Source organism: Streptomyces venezuelae, assembly GCF_008642275.1.
GTDB lineage: Bacteria > Actinomycetota > Actinomycetes > Streptomycetales > Streptomycetaceae > Streptomyces > Streptomyces venezuelae_E.
This window is the reverse complement of sequence record NZ_CP029189.1, coordinates 7,495,822-7,511,438: the sequence shown is the minus strand read 5'-3', so window position 1 is coordinate 7,511,438 and position 15,617 is coordinate 7,495,822. Positions and strand designations below refer to the sequence as shown.

Here is a 15,617-nt window from a genome sequence, read left to right as displayed (position 1 = left end):
TGTGGAACCACCTCGCCGACCCGTCCGTCGCGGCGCGGTGGTGGGACGGAACCGGTCGGCTCAGGCCTCGTACTCGGTGAGGTCGATGCCGTGGACCCGCACGGCCGTCCCGTACCGGGGGTCGGTGGTGTCGCGCTCCTGCACCATGCCCAGTTTGCGGATCACGTTCTCGGAATCGCCGTTGCCCAGCCGGTTGACCGCGACGACCCGGTCCAGGCCGCGGTCCTGGAGCGCGAACTCCAGGGTGGCGTGGGCGGCCTCGGAGGCGTAGCCCTGACCCCAGTACTGACGGCCGAGCCGCCAGCTGATCTGTACGTCCGCCCGGGCGTCCGGCAGGTTCTCCAGGACCGAGAGCCCGACGGCACCGATGAGCTCGCCGGAGCCGAGGAGCTCGACGGCGAAGAGCCCGAAGCCCTCCTCGTCCCACTCCTCCTCCCAGCGCTCGATCTCCCCGGCCGTCTCGTCCAGGTCGAGCGTCTCGCCCTCGCCGATCCAGCGCATCACCTCCGGGTCGGCGTTGATCTCCGACAGGGGGACGAGGTCGTCGTCGGTCCAGCGGCGGAGGAGGAGTCGGGGGGTCAGGATCTCGGTCATGCCCTCATCCTGCCGAATCTCCGCCGACCAGCGGTAATCGGCCGTCGCGGCGGTGTTCGGGCGGTCCGCCGCCGGGTGGCGGACCGCCCGCCGGGCCCCGCGCCGGGCGGGTCAGGGTGTGTGGAAGCGGACCTCCGGCGCGTCGGAGGACGGGCCGTCGAGCCCGGGCTGGGGACGGCCCTTCAGGTGCAGGTCGAAGAACGCGGCGACGTAGCGCCGGGTCAGTTCGACGGAACGGGTGCCGGGCAGTGGAGCCTCCTCGTCGGGCAGACCCAGCTGCTGGGCGATCGCCGGGAAGTCGGTGAAGGTGAAGTGTCCGGAGTCGGTGAAGGTGATCCAGCGCTTCCATCCGTCGAGCAGCGGCCAGTCGCGGCCCCAGCTCGCGTTGCCCCCGGGGCGCTGCTGCTGTGCGCCGAGCAGCATGAAGGGGCGCCCGTCGAGTCCGGCCGCGGGGACCGGGGTGGAGAATCCGCCGTCCATGTTGACTCCGGCACGGATCCTGCGGTCGCCGGCCATGGCGGCCGCGGTCGAGGAGCCGCCGATGGAGTGGCCGGCCATCGCGATGCGGTCCGTGTCGACGAGTCCGGCGTGGCGCCACACGGGGTTGCGTCCGGTGAGGCGGTCCAGGAGGAAGGAGACGTCACGGGCCCGGGTCTCGCCGACGGTCCGGTAGCCCGCCTCGTCCTGGACCTTGTCGCAGGCCAGGCACGTGAGGACGCGGCCGCCGGGGAACGCGGTCCCCGCGCTCTCGTACGCGTGGTCCACGGAGGCGACGACGTAGCCGCGGGAGACCAGGTCCTCGGCGAGCGCGGTGAGGGTGGACCGGTGGACGGTGAAGCCCGGGGAGAGGACGATCAGCGGGTACCGTCCGGCGGCCGGGCGGGCGCCCGTCCGGCCGTGGGTCCGGGTGCCGGTCAGGGTCTCGACCGGGATCACCTGGTCGAGCCCGCGGTCGGCCAGCAGCAGGCGGGCCTCCTCGGAGGTGAGGTAGCGGTCGGTCCGGCCGGTGTCGTGCCGCGCCGGGTAGCGCATGGTGACCATCAGTTCGCGCGGCCCGGATCCGGACCAGGGGTCGGTGCGGCTGCGGTCCACCAGGTGCAGGTCCTCGCGGCCGACCGCGAAACGGCCGGTGGGGCGCGGGAGTTCCACCGTGGACCGGCGGCTGTCGGTCCCCACCGGCCCGGAGGTGACGGAGGTGTCCGCGGCGACCGACGTCGCGGCGGTGGCGAGCGGGAGGGGCAGGAGGATCGCGGTCATGGCCAGGGCGGCGGCGGTTCTGCGGTTCTTCATGAACTGCACGCTAGGTGAGGGACTCTGGCGGATCATCAGCCTGCGCGGTGGATCAGTCCTCGGTCCCTGGTGGGAGGCGGTGGTCCGGGGTCACTCCTGAGTCGTAGCCATGCCGATGGCGTCGAGCTTGCTCCGCAGGTACGTGTGGGAGTCGACGGGGTCGTGCACCACCCGGCCGACGGGGGCGGGCAGGGACTCCACCCTGGTGTGCGCATCGCATTCGTAGAAGTAGACGAGGGAGATCAGCTCCTCGGCGGGGGCGTCGGCGGGCGGTGGCAGGACGCGGTGGCGGCCCGCCCGCCAGCGGTCGCCCGTCCAGCGGGCCATCAGGTCCCCGATGTTGACGGTGAGCGCCGCGGGGTCGAAGGGCGCGTCCTGCCAGCCGTCGGCGTCGGTGTGGATCTGGAGCCCGCCCGCTCCCAGCTGCCGGTCGAGGATCGTGACCGTACCGAAGTCGGTGTGCGCACCGATGCGGAACTGGCCCGGCAGCGGCGGCCCCACGACCTCCGTGCCCGGGTACCAGTTGAGGTTGAACCCCCAGGTGGGATGTGAGGTGTGGCGGGTGAAGTGGTCCTCGCCCAGGCCCAGCGCCACGGCCAGGAGTTCCAGCAGCTCGTCGGAGAGCGCCCGCATCAGGCGCAGGTACTCCGTCACCAGCGGCCGCAGCTGCGGCACTTCGGCCGGCCAGGCGTTGGGCGTGAACCATTCGGCGTCCACCGACGGTACGCCGGTGGGGTCCTCGGCCGCGAAGGACCACGATTCCTTGAGGTCGGGCGGCGAGGCCGCGCCCTCGGCGTAGCTGTTGGCCTCCGCCCCGGGGCCGAGCCAGCCCCGGCCGCCGACCGTGACGGCGTACGGCGCCTTCGCGCTCGCGGGCAGCCGGAAGAACTCCCCCGCCGCCTCCCGGATCCGCGCGGGCAGCGCGGGGTCCACGCCGTGCCCGGTCACCAGCAGGAAGCCGGCCGCACACAGGGCCTGGTCGACGCGGGCGGCCGTACGGTCGCGCGCCCCGGGCCGGCCGGACCGCCACGGCTCGAGATCGATCACGGGAATCTGGGATCCGGCCATGGGAGACCTGCCTTCCGGAGAGCTGGGGCGTCCGGGACCGAGGCTATCGCCGCGCGCCGCCGGAGACGATCGCCACGGAGTGTGACTATCGGCCACCTTCTGTGTGCATTCACTCTCGTCGTTCGCGAGGATCGTCCGTGGAAGGACCAGAATGGGACGGAGGGCGAGCGGCTCGTCAGGGACGGAGCGAGTGGTGGAGATTTCGACGAGGGAAGTCTTCGGGGCACCGTGCTGGGTGAGCCTGATGACGCGCGACCTCGGCACGGCCCAGCACTTCTACGGCGCGGTGGTGGGCTGGCGGTTCCGGCCGACCCGCCTCGGCGAGGCGTTCTCGGTGGCCTTCCAGGGCCGGGTCCCGGTGGCGGGCGTCGGCGCCCTGGCCGCGGACCTGGGAGTCGCGGCGGCCTGGACCCCGTACTTCGCCGTCGACGACGCCGATGTGGCCGTGGACCGGATCCGGGAGCGGACGGGCACGATCGCGGTCGGCCCGGTCTCCTTCGAGTCCGGTGGCCGCGCCGCGCTCGTCGCCGACCCGGACGGCGCCGTCTTCGGCATCTGGGAGGGCAACGTGGAGGCGGACTGGCGCGTGGGCCGGGGACCGTCACCCGCCTGGCTGGAACTGCGCACGAGGAACGCGCTGGACGCGGCGATGTTCTACGGTGCGGTGCTGGAGTGGGCCACCGGCCGGGCCGGCTGCTGCGAGGTCTCGTACGAGGAGGACCAGGTCGTGCTGCGGCAGGACGGCGAACCCGTGGCCCGGCTGAACAGCGGCCCGGTGGAGATCGCCTCCTACTCCCCGCACACCCGGCCGCGCTGGCACGTCCACTTCCGGGTACCGAAGCTCCGGCCGGCGGTGGAGGCCGCCGTATCGCTGGGCGGGCGGCCCGTCTCGGACGTCACCTCGAACGCCACGGAGCGGTGGGTGGCGCTCCGCGACCCGGACGGGGCGCTGTTCACCCTCACCACCGCCCTCGGGTCGGACACGGACTGACCACCCCCGTCCGCCGTGGGCCCGGGGGCGACTCGGCGACTCGGCGACTCACACTCGGTGACGCTTCGAGATGCGCGCGCACGGCAGTGCTGGTTCGCTGAATCCGCCCGCTCTCCCCCACAGATCCAAGGAGCGATCATGAGCGTTTCAGGTGAGTCCCGCGGCCGGTCCCAGCAGATGCGCACGAAGGCCAAGGAGCTGAACGACGCGGCCGAGCGGTCCACCGACCCGGAGGAGCGCCGCCGGCTGAAGGAGAAGGCCCGCCGCCTCCAGGAGCAGAGCGAGCAAGAGAGCCGTATGGACGACCGGGGCATGGACCCCATGTAGCGCAGACGTCCCCCCACGCTTCGCCGGCCGGTGTCCGCCGCGATCCCGTCGCCGCGGCCACCGGCCGGTGCGCGTGCACCGGTACCGGTCGTGTCCGCCGCCGGGGCCGCGGCCCGGTTCAGAGCATGATCAGCAGACGGGTCCTGGGCTTGAGCTTCCGGTTCACCGAACGGCTCTGCACGTACACCTCCAGCTCCGGGTTGCGCCCCGCCTTCACGGAGACGGTCCCCTGGATTCCCGTGCCGAACAGGAGACTGCGTGCCGCGTCGCCCGTGTAGGCGCGGTCCGTGTCCTTCTCGACCACGATGACCTCCTTGTCGGGCTGCACCTGGACACGGGCGCCCAGCTGGTAGTAGCAGGAACCGCGCTCGTAGGTCACGCCCGGATGCGAGTCGACGAAGGACCGGATGTCCATCTCCTCGTCGACCTTCAGGAGCCGGTACTTGTCCGCCGGGACCGGTTCGAGGGCCGCCCGCACCTCGTCGACCGAGATGTCCTGGCCGACCGCGAACAGGTTCTTCGTGCCCCGCACGCCCTTCTCCCGGCCTCGGAGGAAGCTGGTGGCGGCGGCACGGACGGTGCCGATCGCCTCCTCGACGCCCTCCTGGGAATCGGCGTCCCATATGGCGATGTTCCCGGCCGGGAAACCGTAGTTCTGGGCGGTCCGCTTCGCCAGCGAGTTCGGAACGAGGATCGCGGACGTCCAGTGCCCCGCAAGCGCACCCATCTTCGCCGCGATCCTGTCGAGCCAGGGGCCCAGGATGGTCATGTCGCCGTCGTGCCGCCGGTCGCCGCCGGAGGCGTTCTCCTCGCCGTCCGTCACGACGATCTGGAGGAAGCTGTGCTCGCCGTACTCCTCCCAGATGTGGCCCAGGTCGTCCAGTGACTTGAGCGATGCCTCGATGAGGGCGGTCGCGCCGTTGTTCACCTTGTACAGCCCCCGCATGGACGGCAGATGCTTCACGTCCATGTCCCAGACGAGGTTCTCCACCTTGTGGTCGAAGGAGTAGAGGCTTATCCGGGTCTCATGACCGAGGCTGTCCGACTCGGCCTTGAGACCCGCCACGAACTCGTCCACGACACGCACCAGTTGCCCCTGGTGCTGACGCATGGAACCCGAACAGTCCACTACCAGCGCGACGTGGTTCACCTTGTGCTGGATCCTGTTGGCGGACATGCTTGTGCTCCTTCTCAGCGGCTCCCCGAGTGATGTGTCCACCCTAGGAGGAGCCACTGACAACGCGGCCGTGCCCGCTGACGCGGCCTCAGTCGCGGTCGTGGTCGCGGTCGCGCTCGCGGGAGACGGATCAGAGCCGGACGTTCCAGTCGACCGAGGAGCGCAGGGTGCGCTTCACCTTCGGGTCGCGCACCGACGGGGTGCGGTCCTCGGCGGTGACCGTCAGGCGGTGCGTGCGGAAGTCGAAGAGCCACAGTTCCGCCACGGACACCTCGGTGCGGCCCTCGAAGCGCCTCAGTTCCCGGCCGTCGAGGTACCAGCGGACCACGGGCTGGCGGCCGTCCGTGCCGCCCAGCTTCGGTACGGACACCTTCGCCGTGTGGCGCAGCCGCAGGGTGCGGTCGGTCGGGGTGAGCGGGGTGGCGATCCGCGCGTGCTGGTAGAACCCGGCGATCATCGACTCGACGCCGGGCAAGTTGAAGGGCTTGCCCAGGACCCGCATGAGGGAGTTGTCGGTGGGCCGGTACAGCCCGGTCACGAAGTAGTTGCCGCCCTCGTACGCGCCGACCGTGCCGCCGTCGGGTGACTCCTCGCCGAGCCAGCGGTACCACTTGGCCCGCTGCGCGGCCATCCGGTCGGCCGGCAGGGCCGAGCTGTTGGACTCGCCCGGCTCGGGGCCGGTGTACTTCTCGTACTCCGGGACACCCGGGTAGAAGTACTCGTCGGCGAGCTTGCCGAGGGAGTGACCGGTCTCGTGGATGGCGACCTGACCGGACTTCGGATGGCCGGCCGAGGCCGTGGATATCCCCTCGTACCCCAGCGTGGCGCTGGGCTCGTTGTAGCCCGCTCCGCCGTACTTGGCGCTGTTGGCCAGGACGATGACGAGGTCGGCGGCCGGGGCCTTCGCGACGTACGCGTCCACCTTGGGCTGGTCGACGCAGAGCAGCCGCTCGATGCCCTCGCACCAGAAGTACGAGCCGAGGGCGGTGTCGCGGACGGTGGCCGGGTCGGGGTCGCCGGAGACGCCGGAGTCGTGCGAGACGGCGTCGACCGTCCATACGTTGAAGAGGTTCCGGTACGTCGTGTAGGGCTCGACGGCGGCCACCTCGGCCCATTTCTGCTCGGCGTCGGTGTGGAACCGGGCCAGTTCGGAGGCGGTGTACCCGTCACCGATGACGACGACGTCGAGGCGGTCGGCGGTGGAGCCGTTGTCGATCATCTTGGTGACCTGGCCGTCGGCCGACCGCTCGGCCGGGGACAGCCGGCCCGAGGCCTTGGCTGGGCTGCCCGCGGCCGGTACGCGGGCGTGGCCCGATCCGGCGTCACCGCCGTGCTCCGGCCCGGGTATCTCGACCTCGACGCGCGGCCCGGCCGCCGCGGCGCCGACCGCGCCGGCAGGTCCGGCGGCCACCAGCGCGGCGGTCGCACAGATCGTCGCGACGGCCGCGCGCCACGCCGAGCGCCCGCCGGGACGCCGGCCCGAACCTCTGACTGGATCCATGAAGTACTCCCCCGGGAACGGAAGTTAAGTGGTGTGTTAAGCGCGTTGAATCGGTTGCTTAAACTAGGTGGCGTACGGGTGGTGCGCAATGCCTGCTCCCCCTGAATACTGGGGAGTTCGAGCGACCAGGGGGACTTCATGGACGAACCGGCCCGGATCGGCCGCAGGGTTCAGCGCCTGCGCGGGGAACGCGGCCTGACGCAGCGGCAGTTGGCGGAGCCCTCGTACACCTCGGCCTATATCTCCACGCTGGAGTCGGGCAAGGTCCGGCCCTCCGAGACGGCGCTGCGCTTCCTGGCCGCCCGCCTGGGCACCTCGTACGAGGAGCTCGCCACCGGGCGCCCGGCGCACCTGGCCACCGAGCTGCGCCTCGCCCTCACCGACGCCCAGCAGACGCTCGCCACGGGCGCGGCCGACGAGGCCGCCGGGCGCTACCGGCGGCTGTTCGCCGAGGCCGAGGAGCTCGGGCTGGTCCCCGAGCAGGCGGAAGCCCGGCTCGGGCTCGGGGAGTGTGCGCTGGAGTCCGGTGAGCTGCCGGCCGCGATCGCCCACTTCGAAGCGGCCGAACGCCTGCTCGCGGACGAGCCCCTCCCCCGCCGGGCCCGGCCGATCCGCGGCCGGGCCGTCGCGCACCTCCTCGCGGGTGAGCTCCGCTACGCGTGCTACCTGCTCGAGTCCGCCATCGACGAGCTGGGCGCGAGCGGGCTGGCGGATCCCGAGGCACTGGTGCTGCTCAACGCCGCGATCATCGGGCCGTACCTGGACATGGGGGCCCATGCCCGCGCCGCCCGCGCCGCCGAGCTCGCGCTCTCGCTGGCTCCGCAGGTCGGCGATCCGGCGCTGGTGGCGGGCATGCACCGGCAGGTGGCCCGGACCTTCCTGGCCGGGGGGCGGGTGGCGGACGCCGACGCCTCACTGGCGAAGGCCCAGGAGATCTACGGGCAGCTGCGGCTGCGGACCGATCTGGCGCACTGCCACTGGATGCGCGGCTACGTACAGGCACAGAACGGCGAACTCGCCTCGGCAGAACGCGAGTTGCGCATCGCGCGGGACATGCTGTCGGCTCGCCGCGCCGGGCTCTACACGGCACAGGTGGAGGTGGAGCTGGCGGACGTACTGCGCCAGCTCGGCCGGTACGAGGAGGCCGCCGGGCTCCTCTCGGCCCTGCTGGAGCTCGGGGACAGCCACGGCGCGGTCCACGCGGGCGGCGCGCACCGGCTCCTCGGCCTGATGGCCGAGGAGCGCGGTGAGTGGGAGACCGCCGAGGAGCACTACGTCCAGGCGCTGGCGCTGCTGGAGCGCAGCGGGGCGACCGGTGATCTCGCGGACCTGTGCCGGCTGCTGGGCGATCTGCTGCGGCGCACGGGCCGGGTCGAGGCGGCCATGGACGCGTACCGCACGGGCCTGGGGCACCGGGCGGCGCCCGGCACCACCACGCTCGGCCCGGCGCCCGCCGCACCCGGGCCGCGGCCCGCCCCGGTCAGTGGTTCTCGGTGGGCTGCAGGTCCCGCGGAATGAGCGTCCAGGTCGTGGCCGCCGCGGTGACCGCGAGGACGGCGGCCAGCAGGAACGCCGGGGTGATCGCCAGGGTGTAGGCGTGCGAGGCGGTGTCGAGCAGGGCCTGCCCGAGGGCGCCGCCGAGGCGTTCGGCGGTGTGCGCGGCCTCGCCGACGGAGCCCCGCACGGCGGCGGCGCTCGGGCCGTCCAGGTCGAGGGCGGGCAGGTTGCCCCGGTAGAGCGCGGCCGCGGTGGAGCCGAGGACGGCGACACCCATGGCCGAGCCGAGTTCGTAGCAGGTCTCCTCGATGGCGGCGGCGCTGGACACCTCGGCGGCGGGCGCGGCGGAGACCAGGGTCACCGAAGCCACGGTGGTGGCGAGGCCGGCCCCCAGGCCCATCACCGTCAGGGCGGCGGCGAAGGCCGGGTAGCCGAGTTCGGTGAACTGCTGGAAGGTCCAGGGCAGGGCCATTCCGACGGCCAGGACCACCAGTCCGGCGCCGAGCACGTGGCGGATGGCGAACAGGTGCATGAGGGACGGGGCCACCATCGATGCGGCGATCAGGGCGAGCGGGGCCGGCAGCAGGCGCACTCCGGCCTCCAGCGGGGTGTAGCCCTCGCCGTACTGGAACCACTGGGTGACGAGGAACAGGATCGCGCCCATGCCCACCATGGGCAGGAAGATCGCGGTGGCGGCGACGCTGAAGGCGGGCTTGGCGAACAGCCGTACCTGCAGCAGCGGGTTGTCCAGGCGCAGCTGGCGGCGGACGAAGACGGTCAGCAGGGCGGCGGCGATCAGGAGCAGGGTCCAGGGCAGGGGGTCGCCGACGCCGCTCTTGCCGAGCTGCTTGATTCCGCCCGCGAGGGCGAGCATGCCGACGACGGACTGGCCGACGCCCCACCAGTCCCATGTGCCGCTGCTGCGCGGGGAGCGCGATTCGGGCAGGTAGCGCAGGCCGGCCGCGACGATGACGGCGGCGACGGGCAGGTTGAGGAGGAAGGCGGAGTGCCAGCCGTAGTCCTGGACCAGGAGTCCGCCGACGACCGGCCCGAAGGCCATGCCACCGCCGAAGACGGCCGCCCAGACGGCGAGCGCGAAGGCGCGCTCCTTGGCGTCGGTGAAGACGGTGCGCAGGATCGACACGGTGGAGGGCATGATGGCCGCGCCGCCGATGCCGAGCAGGGCGCGGGCCGCTATGACGTGCCAGGCCTCCGTGGAGAACACGGCGATGAGCGAGGCGAGCGAGAAGATGCCGAAGCCCGCCATGAGCAGCCGCTTGCGCCCCCAGCGGTCACCGAGCGCGCCCGCGGTGACCAGCAGTCCGGACAGGGCCAGCGCGTAGACGTCGATGATCCACAGCTGCTGTACGGCGCCCGGCTGGAGGTCGCCGACGAGCGAGGGGAAGGCCACGTTGAGGATCGTGGTGTCCATGGAGATGAGCAGGAGGCTGCCGGAGAGGATCGCCAGGACGATCCACCTGTGCGGGGCCTGCGCGGGGGTGTGCATGAGGTTCCGTTCGGAGGTGCGCACGGTGCGCACGGGAGGGGGGAGCTTCAGGGCGCGGTAGCGCCGGAGGGGGGCTGCGTGAGCGGCCGCGTCCCGCTGAGGAAGGAGGTCAGCACCAGGTGGCCGATCTGGCGGGGGGCGAAGTGGCCGTCGCGCACTCCTTCGGCGGCCGCGTCGAGCAGACCCCAGAGCGAGTACCAGATCCAGTACGGCGGCAGGTCCGCGCGCAGCCGGCCCAGTCGCTGGCCGAGGGCGATGAAGGCCACCGCCTGCTGGTCCTGCCGGTCCACTCCGGCCCGGAACTCCGGGTCCGCGAGGACGGTGGCGTCGCGCGAGGTGAAGCCGTAGAGGTGCGCGGCGGGCATCAGGGCGACGACCAGGTCCTCGATGGCGGCGTCGAAGGCGGCCGCGTCGGCGCCGGGGGTCAGGTCGAGCGGCGCCAGGCACCCGTCGACGACCTCGATCGCCCGGACGGCGACGGCCTTGAGCAGGGCCTCGCGGGTCGCGTAGCGGCGGCTCAGCGTGGCGCGGCTGGTGCCGATGCCGGCGGCGATCTGCACCATCGAGGCGCTGTGATCGCCGGCGAGGACGCGGGCCGCCCCGTCCAGCAGTTCATGTTCGTGCACCATGTGTGAGCCTCCTCAGCCTCGAACGATACAAGATTGTCTCATCCGAGGCAAAGAATGTTCACGCATGATTCTCTATTGAAAATGGGATTCATTTCCGTATACTGCCCGCATGGCACGCAACGCAACACGACCGATCGTCAGGCTCCGCTCCACCGCGGGCACCGGCCACACCTACGTCACCCGCAAGAACCGTCGCAACGACCCGGACCGCATGGTGCTGCGCAAGTTCGACCCGGTCGTCCGCCGGCACGTCGACCACCGCGAAGAGCGCTGACCCGCACCTCCCACCGCCTTCCCACCCCACCCGAAGGAGCGCACCGTGAAGCCCGGAATCCACCCCGCCTACGGCCCCGTCGTCTTCCGCGACAAGGCCGCCGGCTTCGCCTTCCTCACCCGGTCGACCGCCACCGGCAACGGCTCGGTCGAGTGGGAGGACGGCCGCACCTACCCCGTCGTCGACGTCGAGATCTCCTCGCGGAGCCACCCCTTCTACACCGGCACCGCCCGCGTCCTGGACACCGCCGGCCGCGTCGAGCGCTTCCAGCGCCGCTACGGGAGCAAGCCGTGACCCTGCCCGTCGTCATCGTCGGCGGGCTCCACGGCGACGCCCGCCGCAGCGCGGTGCGGGAGTTGCTGGCCGCCGTACCGGGCAGCGTGGCCGTGCACCACGACCTCGGCACGGCGGCCGGGGGGACCGTACGGCGCCTGGTGCGGGACGCCGCGGGCGAGCTGTCCCGGGGCGAGGCCCCGCTCGTGAACGACTGCGCGTGCTGCGCGCTGCGCGAGGACCTGCTCCCGGAGCTGCGGCGCCTCGCCGCGGACGGGCTGACCCGGCTCGCCGTCGTCGAACTGTGGGACTCCGTCGAACCGCGCGCCATGGCCGAGGTGGTGACCGCCCACGGCGGCGAAGCCCTGGACCTCACCGGTGTGATCACCGCCGTGGACCCCGCCCTCGTCCTGGCGTACCTCGCCAACGGGGACGACCTCGCGGACGCCGGGCTCGCCGCGGCCCCCACCGACCGGCGGACCGTCGGGGACACCTGGGCCCGGCAGCTGGAGTACGCGCCCGTCCTCGCGCTCGTCGGCGGCGCGGACGCGGCCGACGAGGACCGCGCCCTGCTGGCCCAGCTGCACCCGACCGCGCGCCGGGTGCCGGCGGGGTCCGGCGCGCTGGCGCGCGCCGCCTTCGCCGGATTCGACACCGAGGCGGCGGCCGCCGCCCAGCATCCGGCCTGCGCGCTGCTGCCGCAGGAGGCGGACGAGGCCGGGGTCGCCACGCTCGTCTGGCACCGCCACCGCCCGTTCCACCCGGAGCGGCTCTACGAGGCCCTGGAGGACCTCGCGGCCGCTGCCGCCCGCAGCCGGGGCCGCTTCTGGCTCGCCGACCGCCCCGACACCCTGCTGGCCTGGGACGCCGCGGGCGGCGCGCTCCGCGTGGAGAACAGCGGCCCGTGGCTGGCCTCGCTGCCGGACGCGGCATGGGAGCTGGTGCCTCCCGTGCGCAGGGCGGCGGCCGCGCTGGGCTGGCACCCCGAGCACGGCGACCGCCGCCAGCACCTGGCCTTCACCTCACCCGGCCTCGACCGTGAACGGCTGGCCGGGCTCCTCGACTCGTGCCTGCTGACCGACGCCGAGTTCGCCGCCGGTCCCGAGGCCTGGAAGCGCCTGCCGACCGCTTTCGGAGCCTTCCTCGACCCCGCCTCCTGACCGCTCCCGGGCCCGGCCCGGCCTAGTCTCCGGTGCTGCGTGCGCGTGCTCCCGAGCGGGTGCGGCCCGCGGTCTGGGCCCGCTGCGGGTGGCGGCGTACGTACTCGTGCTCCAGCTCGTTCATCCGCTTCGTATGGGTGACCAGGGCGTCGTCGGACCCGTGCAACAGGGTCTCGTGGCGCGTGCGGTGGATGGCCTCCAGCTCCTTGAGCAGCCGGCCCTCCTCCAGTTTCTGCGCCGCCGGACCGCCGTTGTGCTCCGTCATGGCACGTGCACCTCCTCCGCCGGGCCGCGGGATCGTACGTGGCCTACCTCCCCGGCCACTCCATCATCCCCCGCACCTCCGGACCGGGCCTCCGGGGCCCGTGGCCTGACGGGCCGCGTCGGGCCACGGACGGCAGGGGGAGGGCGTGGACGCGCCTCCCAACCAGTAGACAGTGTCTACGCGCCCTGGTAGACAGTGGCCATGGACCAGGAGAGACCGCTCCGGGAGCGGCTGATCGACGTGGGTGTGGAACTCGTGCTGAGCGAGGGCGCCGGCGCTGTCGGGCTGCGGGAGATCGCCCGCCGGGCGGGTGTCTCGCACGGGGCGCCGCGCCGGTACTTCCCCACCCACCAGTCCCTGCTGTCGGCGATCGCCCGGCGCGGGTTCGAGGATCTCGGCGTGCGCGTCGCGGCGGCGGTCGGCGCGCCGGACCTGACCCCGCGGGAGCGGGTGCGGACGGTCGGGTCCGCCTACGTCGGCTACGCGCTGGAGCACGCGGGGATGTTCGCGCTGATGTTCCGGCACGACCTGCTGGACAGTACGGGCCAGGGTCCCTCCGAGGGGCCGCGGCTGCGCGAGTCCACGCTCCCGATGTTCGAGCTCCTCGTGACGCTCGTCGGCCGGTGCGGGGCGGCCGAACCCTCCATCACCGCCGCCGCGTTGTGGGCCAATCTGCACGGGGTGGCGCAGTTGTGGCGCTGGGGCAGCCTGCCGCTCGTCCTCGGCGGCGCGGCCGCCGACGGCGTCGGACGCCTCATCGGCGCCGCCGTCGACGCGCACCTCGGGCCGGAGCCCGTATGAGGCAGCGGATCTCACTGCTCGTCAGCGTGGCGGGAGCCATGCTCGTCGCACTGGACGGCACCGTGCTGACCGTGGCCCAGCCGAGCCTGCGGCGCGACCTGGGAGCGAGCGTGGCGCAGGTCCAGTGGACCAGTACCGCCTATCTGCTGGCCGTGGCCGCCTTCCTGGTCGTGGCCGGGCGCCTCGGTGACCGGTACGGGCATTCCCGGCTGCTCCTGGTCGGCGTGCTCGGCTTCGCCGCGGCCTCCGCGGGCATCGTCCTCGCGCCCGGTGTGGGCTGGGTGATCGCGCTGCGCGCCGCGCAGGGTGTGTTCGGCGCCCTGCTGCAGCCCGCGACGCTGGCGCTGCTGCGGCTCGCGTACCCGCCCGACCGGCTCGCCACTCCGGTCGCCGTGCGGACCAGCGCGATCGGACTGGCCGCGGCGGCCGGTCCGTTGCTCGGCGGTGTGCTGGTCGCCCGGTGGGACTGGCGGGCGGTGTTCGTGGTCAATGTGCCGGTGGCCCTGGTGATCGCCGCGCTCACGCTCGCCGTACGGACCCCCGCCCTGCCCCGGGCGGAACGGGGGCGGCTCGAACTCACCGGCGCCGCCCTGCTCGCCACCGCCCTCGCCGTGTTCGTGCACGCGCTGGTCGGCGTGCCCGAGTACGGGTGGACCAGCGCGCCCACCCTCGTCGGTTTCGGGGCCGCCGCCGGGCTCGGGGCCCTGTTCGTACGCCGCGAGCGGCGGGCGGCGCAGCCCTTCGTACCGCGCGCCGTGGCCCGGTCCACGGCGGTGACGGCCTCGATCGGGCTGTTGCTGATCGTCTCCGCGGGCATGTTCGGGGCGCTGTTCACGGCCACGTTCCACCTCCAGGACGTCGAGGGGCTGGACCCGTTCGCCACCGGCGTACGGGTGCTGCCGCTGACGGCGCTGATGGTGGCGGGGGCCCCGGTGGCGGGCCTGGCTCTGCGCCGGTTCGGTGCGCGCCGGACCGCGCTCGCCGGGACGGCGCTGGTCGTCGCCGGGATCGCCGGGCTCGGCTCCGCGTCCGCGGTGGCCTTCGGGGTGCTCGGCGCCGGTTTCACCACCGTCATGGTCACGGCCACCGGGGCGGTGGTCGGCGAGGCGCCGGCCGGTTACGCCGGGGTCGTCGGCGGGCTCAAGCAGACGGCCATGAACGTCGGTCCGGCCCTCGGGATCGCCGTCGCCGCGGGCTCCGGGCCGCACGGCTCGCCGCTCGTGGCGCTGACCGTACTGACGGCCGCGGGGCTGGTGACGGCATCACTGCTGCCCGGCCGCGCGCGCCCGGCAGCTGCGGGCGACCTCGTCGGCGAAGGCCAGGGCGGGCGGGGCCAGGGCGGCCCAGCGGCGGACGGCCCAGCCGACCGCGAGCGGCGGCAGGGCGGGGATCGGCACGAGGCGCAGCGGGCCGTCGGAGCCGGGGACCTGCCAGCCGGGCAGCGCGGGCACGACGGCGTGTCCGAGGCCTAGTTCGGCCAGCAGCAGGGCGGTGTCCCAGTCGGCCACGCCGGTGCCGGAGGTGACCCGGATGCCGGATGCGGCGAAGGCGGCGTCGAGGTGGGCGCGGGAGGCGGAGTTCTCGGGCAGCCGGATGTGACGGACGCCGGCGAGGTCGGCGGGGTCGATACGGGTGCGGGCGGCGAGGGGGTCGTCGGCGCCGACGGCGAGCACCCAGGGCAGTTCCATGACGGGGTGCAGCTCGATGCCGCGGACCGGACCGCCGATGGTGATCCAGGCGAGGTCGAGGGCGTCGGCGGCGAGGGCGTCGAAGCAGCGGCGGCCGGAGTTCTCGGTCTGGAACTCCAGGTTCACCTCGGGGTGGCGGCGGCGGAAGGTGACGACGGCCTCGGACATGAAGTGCCGCACCGTCGTCCCGCCGGTGGTGACGCGGACGGTGCCGCCACCGCGGACGAGGTCCTCCACGCGGCGCAGGGCGCCGTCGAGTCCGGCGATGCCGTCGGCTGCCGCCGTCTGGAGGATGCGGCCGGCCTCGGTGGGGACGACGCCGCGGGCGTGGCGCTCCAGAAGGCTCGTGCCGGTCTGCTTCTCCAGGCGGCGGACGTGCTGGCTGACGGCCGACTGGGTGCGGCCGAGGTCGCGGGCCACGGCGCTGAGACTGCCGGCGCGGCAGACGGCCACGAACACACGGAGGTCGTCGAGGGTCATGAGACCCAAGGTATCGCTTGGATCCGGGGAGCAAACCGGAGGATTGACTTGGGTGTTGGACGGGATCAAGATCGATGCAGGCCCGGGCGGCAACC

Annotated in this window: 16 protein-coding genes and 1 pseudogene; 8 read left to right on the top strand and 9 right to left on the bottom strand. The window is 73.2% G+C overall.

Annotated elements, in window-relative coordinates; translation table 11 throughout:
• Nucleotides 1–60: 60 nt before the first annotated feature.
• From DEJ51_RS33290 to DEJ51_RS33280, 3 genes are all read right to left on the bottom strand, one after another.
• Nucleotides 61–594: a GNAT family N-acetyltransferase gene (locus DEJ51_RS33290; RefSeq protein WP_150261330.1), complete on the bottom strand. Its 534-nt coding sequence runs from the start codon at nt 592–594 to the stop codon at nt 61–63.
• 111 nt (nt 595–705) lie between these two features.
• Entirely contained in the window at nt 706–1,884 is a 1,179-nt protein-coding gene (locus DEJ51_RS33285) for an alpha/beta hydrolase family protein (protein ID WP_223836090.1), read from the bottom strand.
• Between the two features lie 90 nt (nt 1,885–1,974).
• Nucleotides 1,975–2,952, bottom strand: coding sequence for an isopenicillin N synthase family dioxygenase (locus DEJ51_RS33280; protein WP_150261329.1), 978 nt, complete (start codon nt 2,950–2,952; stop codon nt 1,975–1,977).
• Between the two features lie 244 nt (nt 2,953–3,196).
• Here DEJ51_RS33280 and DEJ51_RS33275 point away from each other — a divergent pair, with 244 nt between their 5' ends.
• Both DEJ51_RS33275 and DEJ51_RS33270 read left to right on the top strand, forming a co-directional pair.
• On the top strand, nt 3,197–3,943 hold the full coding sequence (locus DEJ51_RS33275) for a VOC family protein (protein ID WP_150261328.1): 747 nt from the start codon (nt 3,197–3,199) through the stop codon (nt 3,941–3,943).
• Between the two features lie 138 nt (nt 3,944–4,081).
• Complete coding sequence (locus DEJ51_RS33270; RefSeq protein WP_150261327.1) at nt 4,082–4,270, top strand: DUF6381 family protein; 189 nt, start codon at nt 4,082–4,084, stop codon at nt 4,268–4,270.
• Nucleotides 4,271–4,388: 118 nt separating this feature from the next.
• Here the strand turns inward: DEJ51_RS33270 and DEJ51_RS33265 are convergent, their stop codons facing one another.
• Both DEJ51_RS33265 and DEJ51_RS33260 read right to left on the bottom strand, forming a co-directional pair.
• Nucleotides 4,389–5,447, bottom strand: coding sequence for a vWA domain-containing protein (locus tag DEJ51_RS33265; RefSeq protein ID WP_150261326.1), 1,059 nt, complete (start codon nt 5,445–5,447; stop codon nt 4,389–4,391).
• A 130-nt stretch (nt 5,448–5,577) separates the two neighbouring features.
• Nucleotides 5,578–6,948 carry a M64 family metallopeptidase gene (locus DEJ51_RS33260; protein WP_150261325.1) on the bottom strand — a complete coding sequence of 457 codons (1,371 nt, stop codon included), beginning with the start codon at nt 6,946–6,948 and terminating at the stop codon, nt 5,578–5,580.
• Between the two features lie 138 nt (nt 6,949–7,086).
• On the opposite strand from DEJ51_RS33260, the gene DEJ51_RS33255 reads away from it, so the two are divergent.
• A complete protein-coding gene (locus DEJ51_RS33255; RefSeq protein ID WP_150261324.1) occupies nt 7,087–8,466 on the top strand; it encodes a helix-turn-helix domain-containing protein in 1,380 nt (459 codons plus the stop codon).
• Here DEJ51_RS33255 and DEJ51_RS33250 read toward each other — a convergent pair.
• Both DEJ51_RS33250 and DEJ51_RS33245 read right to left on the bottom strand, forming a co-directional pair.
• Entirely contained in the window at nt 8,429–9,976 is a 1,548-nt protein-coding gene (locus tag DEJ51_RS33250; protein ID WP_223836089.1) for an MFS transporter, read from the bottom strand. The two genes, DEJ51_RS33255 and DEJ51_RS33250, sit on opposite strands and share 38 nt — an antisense overlap.
• A gap of 23 nt (nt 9,977–9,999) precedes the next feature.
• Nucleotides 10,000–10,581, bottom strand: coding sequence for a TetR/AcrR family transcriptional regulator (locus DEJ51_RS33245; RefSeq protein ID WP_150261323.1), 582 nt, complete (start codon nt 10,579–10,581; stop codon nt 10,000–10,002).
• A 109-nt stretch (nt 10,582–10,690) separates the two neighbouring features.
• On the opposite strand from DEJ51_RS33245, the gene rpmG reads away from it, so the two are divergent.
• The 3 genes from rpmG to DEJ51_RS33230 are packed head-to-tail and all read left to right on the top strand — an operon-like array spanning nt 10,691 to nt 12,288.
• Nucleotides 10,691–10,855, top strand: a complete 165-nt coding sequence (gene rpmG, locus DEJ51_RS33240; RefSeq protein WP_150261322.1) for a 50S ribosomal protein L33 — start codon at nt 10,691–10,693, stop codon at nt 10,853–10,855.
• A 45-nt stretch (nt 10,856–10,900) separates the two neighbouring features.
• Nucleotides 10,901–11,149 carry a type B 50S ribosomal protein L31 gene (locus tag DEJ51_RS33235; RefSeq protein ID WP_150261321.1) on the top strand — a complete coding sequence of 83 codons (249 nt, stop codon included), beginning with the start codon at nt 10,901–10,903 and terminating at the stop codon, nt 11,147–11,149.
• Entirely contained in the window at nt 11,146–12,288 is a 1,143-nt protein-coding gene (locus DEJ51_RS33230) for a CobW family GTP-binding protein (protein ID WP_150261320.1), read from the top strand. The genes DEJ51_RS33235 and DEJ51_RS33230 overlap by 4 nt, the downstream gene beginning before the upstream one ends.
• A 22-nt stretch (nt 12,289–12,310) precedes the next feature.
• On the opposite strand, the gene DEJ51_RS33225 is transcribed toward DEJ51_RS33230, so the two are convergent.
• Nucleotides 12,311–12,553: a DUF6158 family protein gene (locus tag DEJ51_RS33225; protein ID WP_150261319.1), complete on the bottom strand. Its 243-nt coding sequence runs from the start codon at nt 12,551–12,553 to the stop codon at nt 12,311–12,313.
• 201 nt (nt 12,554–12,754) lie between these two features.
• Here DEJ51_RS33225 and DEJ51_RS33220 point away from each other — a divergent pair, with 201 nt between their 5' ends.
• Together DEJ51_RS33220 and DEJ51_RS33215 are read left to right on the top strand one after the other, a co-directional pair.
• On the top strand, nt 12,755–13,354 hold the full coding sequence (locus tag DEJ51_RS33220) for a TetR/AcrR family transcriptional regulator (RefSeq protein ID WP_150261318.1): 600 nt from the start codon (nt 12,755–12,757) through the stop codon (nt 13,352–13,354).
• Nucleotides 13,351–14,670, top strand: a pseudogene (locus DEJ51_RS33215) (MFS transporter); the annotation flags it as partial. The gene DEJ51_RS33220 and the pseudogene DEJ51_RS33215, both read left to right, overlap by 4 nt.
• Here the strand turns inward: DEJ51_RS33215 and DEJ51_RS33210 are convergent.
• Nucleotides 14,617–15,522, bottom strand: coding sequence for a LysR family transcriptional regulator (locus DEJ51_RS33210; protein WP_150261317.1), 906 nt, complete (start codon nt 15,520–15,522; stop codon nt 14,617–14,619). The pseudogene DEJ51_RS33215 and the gene DEJ51_RS33210 overlap by 54 nt on opposite strands.
• Between the last annotated feature and the right edge of the window lie 95 nt (nt 15,523–15,617).

Bases quoted from the DNA above. Each gene is read 5' to 3' on its own strand.
- DEJ51_RS33290 (WP_150261330.1), bottom strand. From the start codon at position 594: ATGACCGAGATCCTGACCCCCCGACTCCTCCTCCGCCGCTGGACCGAC.
- DEJ51_RS33255 (WP_150261324.1), top strand. From the start codon at position 7,087: ATGGACGAACCGGCCCGGATCGGCCGCAGGGTTCAGCGCCTGCGCGGG.
- DEJ51_RS33245 (WP_150261323.1), bottom strand. From the start codon at position 10,581: ATGGTGCACGAACATGAACTGCTGGACGGGGCGGCCCGCGTCCTCGCC.
- DEJ51_RS33275 (WP_150261328.1), top strand. From the start codon at position 3,197: ATGACGCGCGACCTCGGCACGGCCCAGCACTTCTACGGCGCGGTGGTG.
- DEJ51_RS33280 (WP_150261329.1), bottom strand. From the start codon at position 2,952: ATGGCCGGATCCCAGATTCCCGTGATCGATCTCGAGCCGTGGCGGTCC.
- DEJ51_RS33220 (WP_150261318.1), top strand. From the start codon at position 12,755: ATGGACCAGGAGAGACCGCTCCGGGAGCGGCTGATCGACGTGGGTGTG.
- DEJ51_RS33260 (WP_150261325.1), bottom strand. From the start codon at position 6,948: ATGGATCCAGTCAGAGGTTCGGGCCGGCGTCCCGGCGGGCGCTCGGCG.
- DEJ51_RS33225 (WP_150261319.1), bottom strand. From the start codon at position 12,553: ATGACGGAGCACAACGGCGGTCCGGCGGCGCAGAAACTGGAGGAGGGC.
- DEJ51_RS33285 (WP_223836090.1), bottom strand. From the start codon at position 1,884: ATGAAGAACCGCAGAACCGCCGCCGCCCTGGCCATGACCGCGATCCTC.
- DEJ51_RS33210 (WP_150261317.1), bottom strand. From the start codon at position 15,522: ATGACCCTCGACGACCTCCGTGTGTTCGTGGCCGTCTGCCGCGCCGGC.
- rpmG (WP_150261322.1), top strand. From the start codon at position 10,691: ATGGCACGCAACGCAACACGACCGATCGTCAGGCTCCGCTCCACCGCG.
- DEJ51_RS33270 (WP_150261327.1), top strand. From the start codon at position 4,082: ATGAGCGTTTCAGGTGAGTCCCGCGGCCGGTCCCAGCAGATGCGCACG.
- DEJ51_RS33265 (WP_150261326.1), bottom strand. From the start codon at position 5,447: ATGTCCGCCAACAGGATCCAGCACAAGGTGAACCACGTCGCGCTGGTA.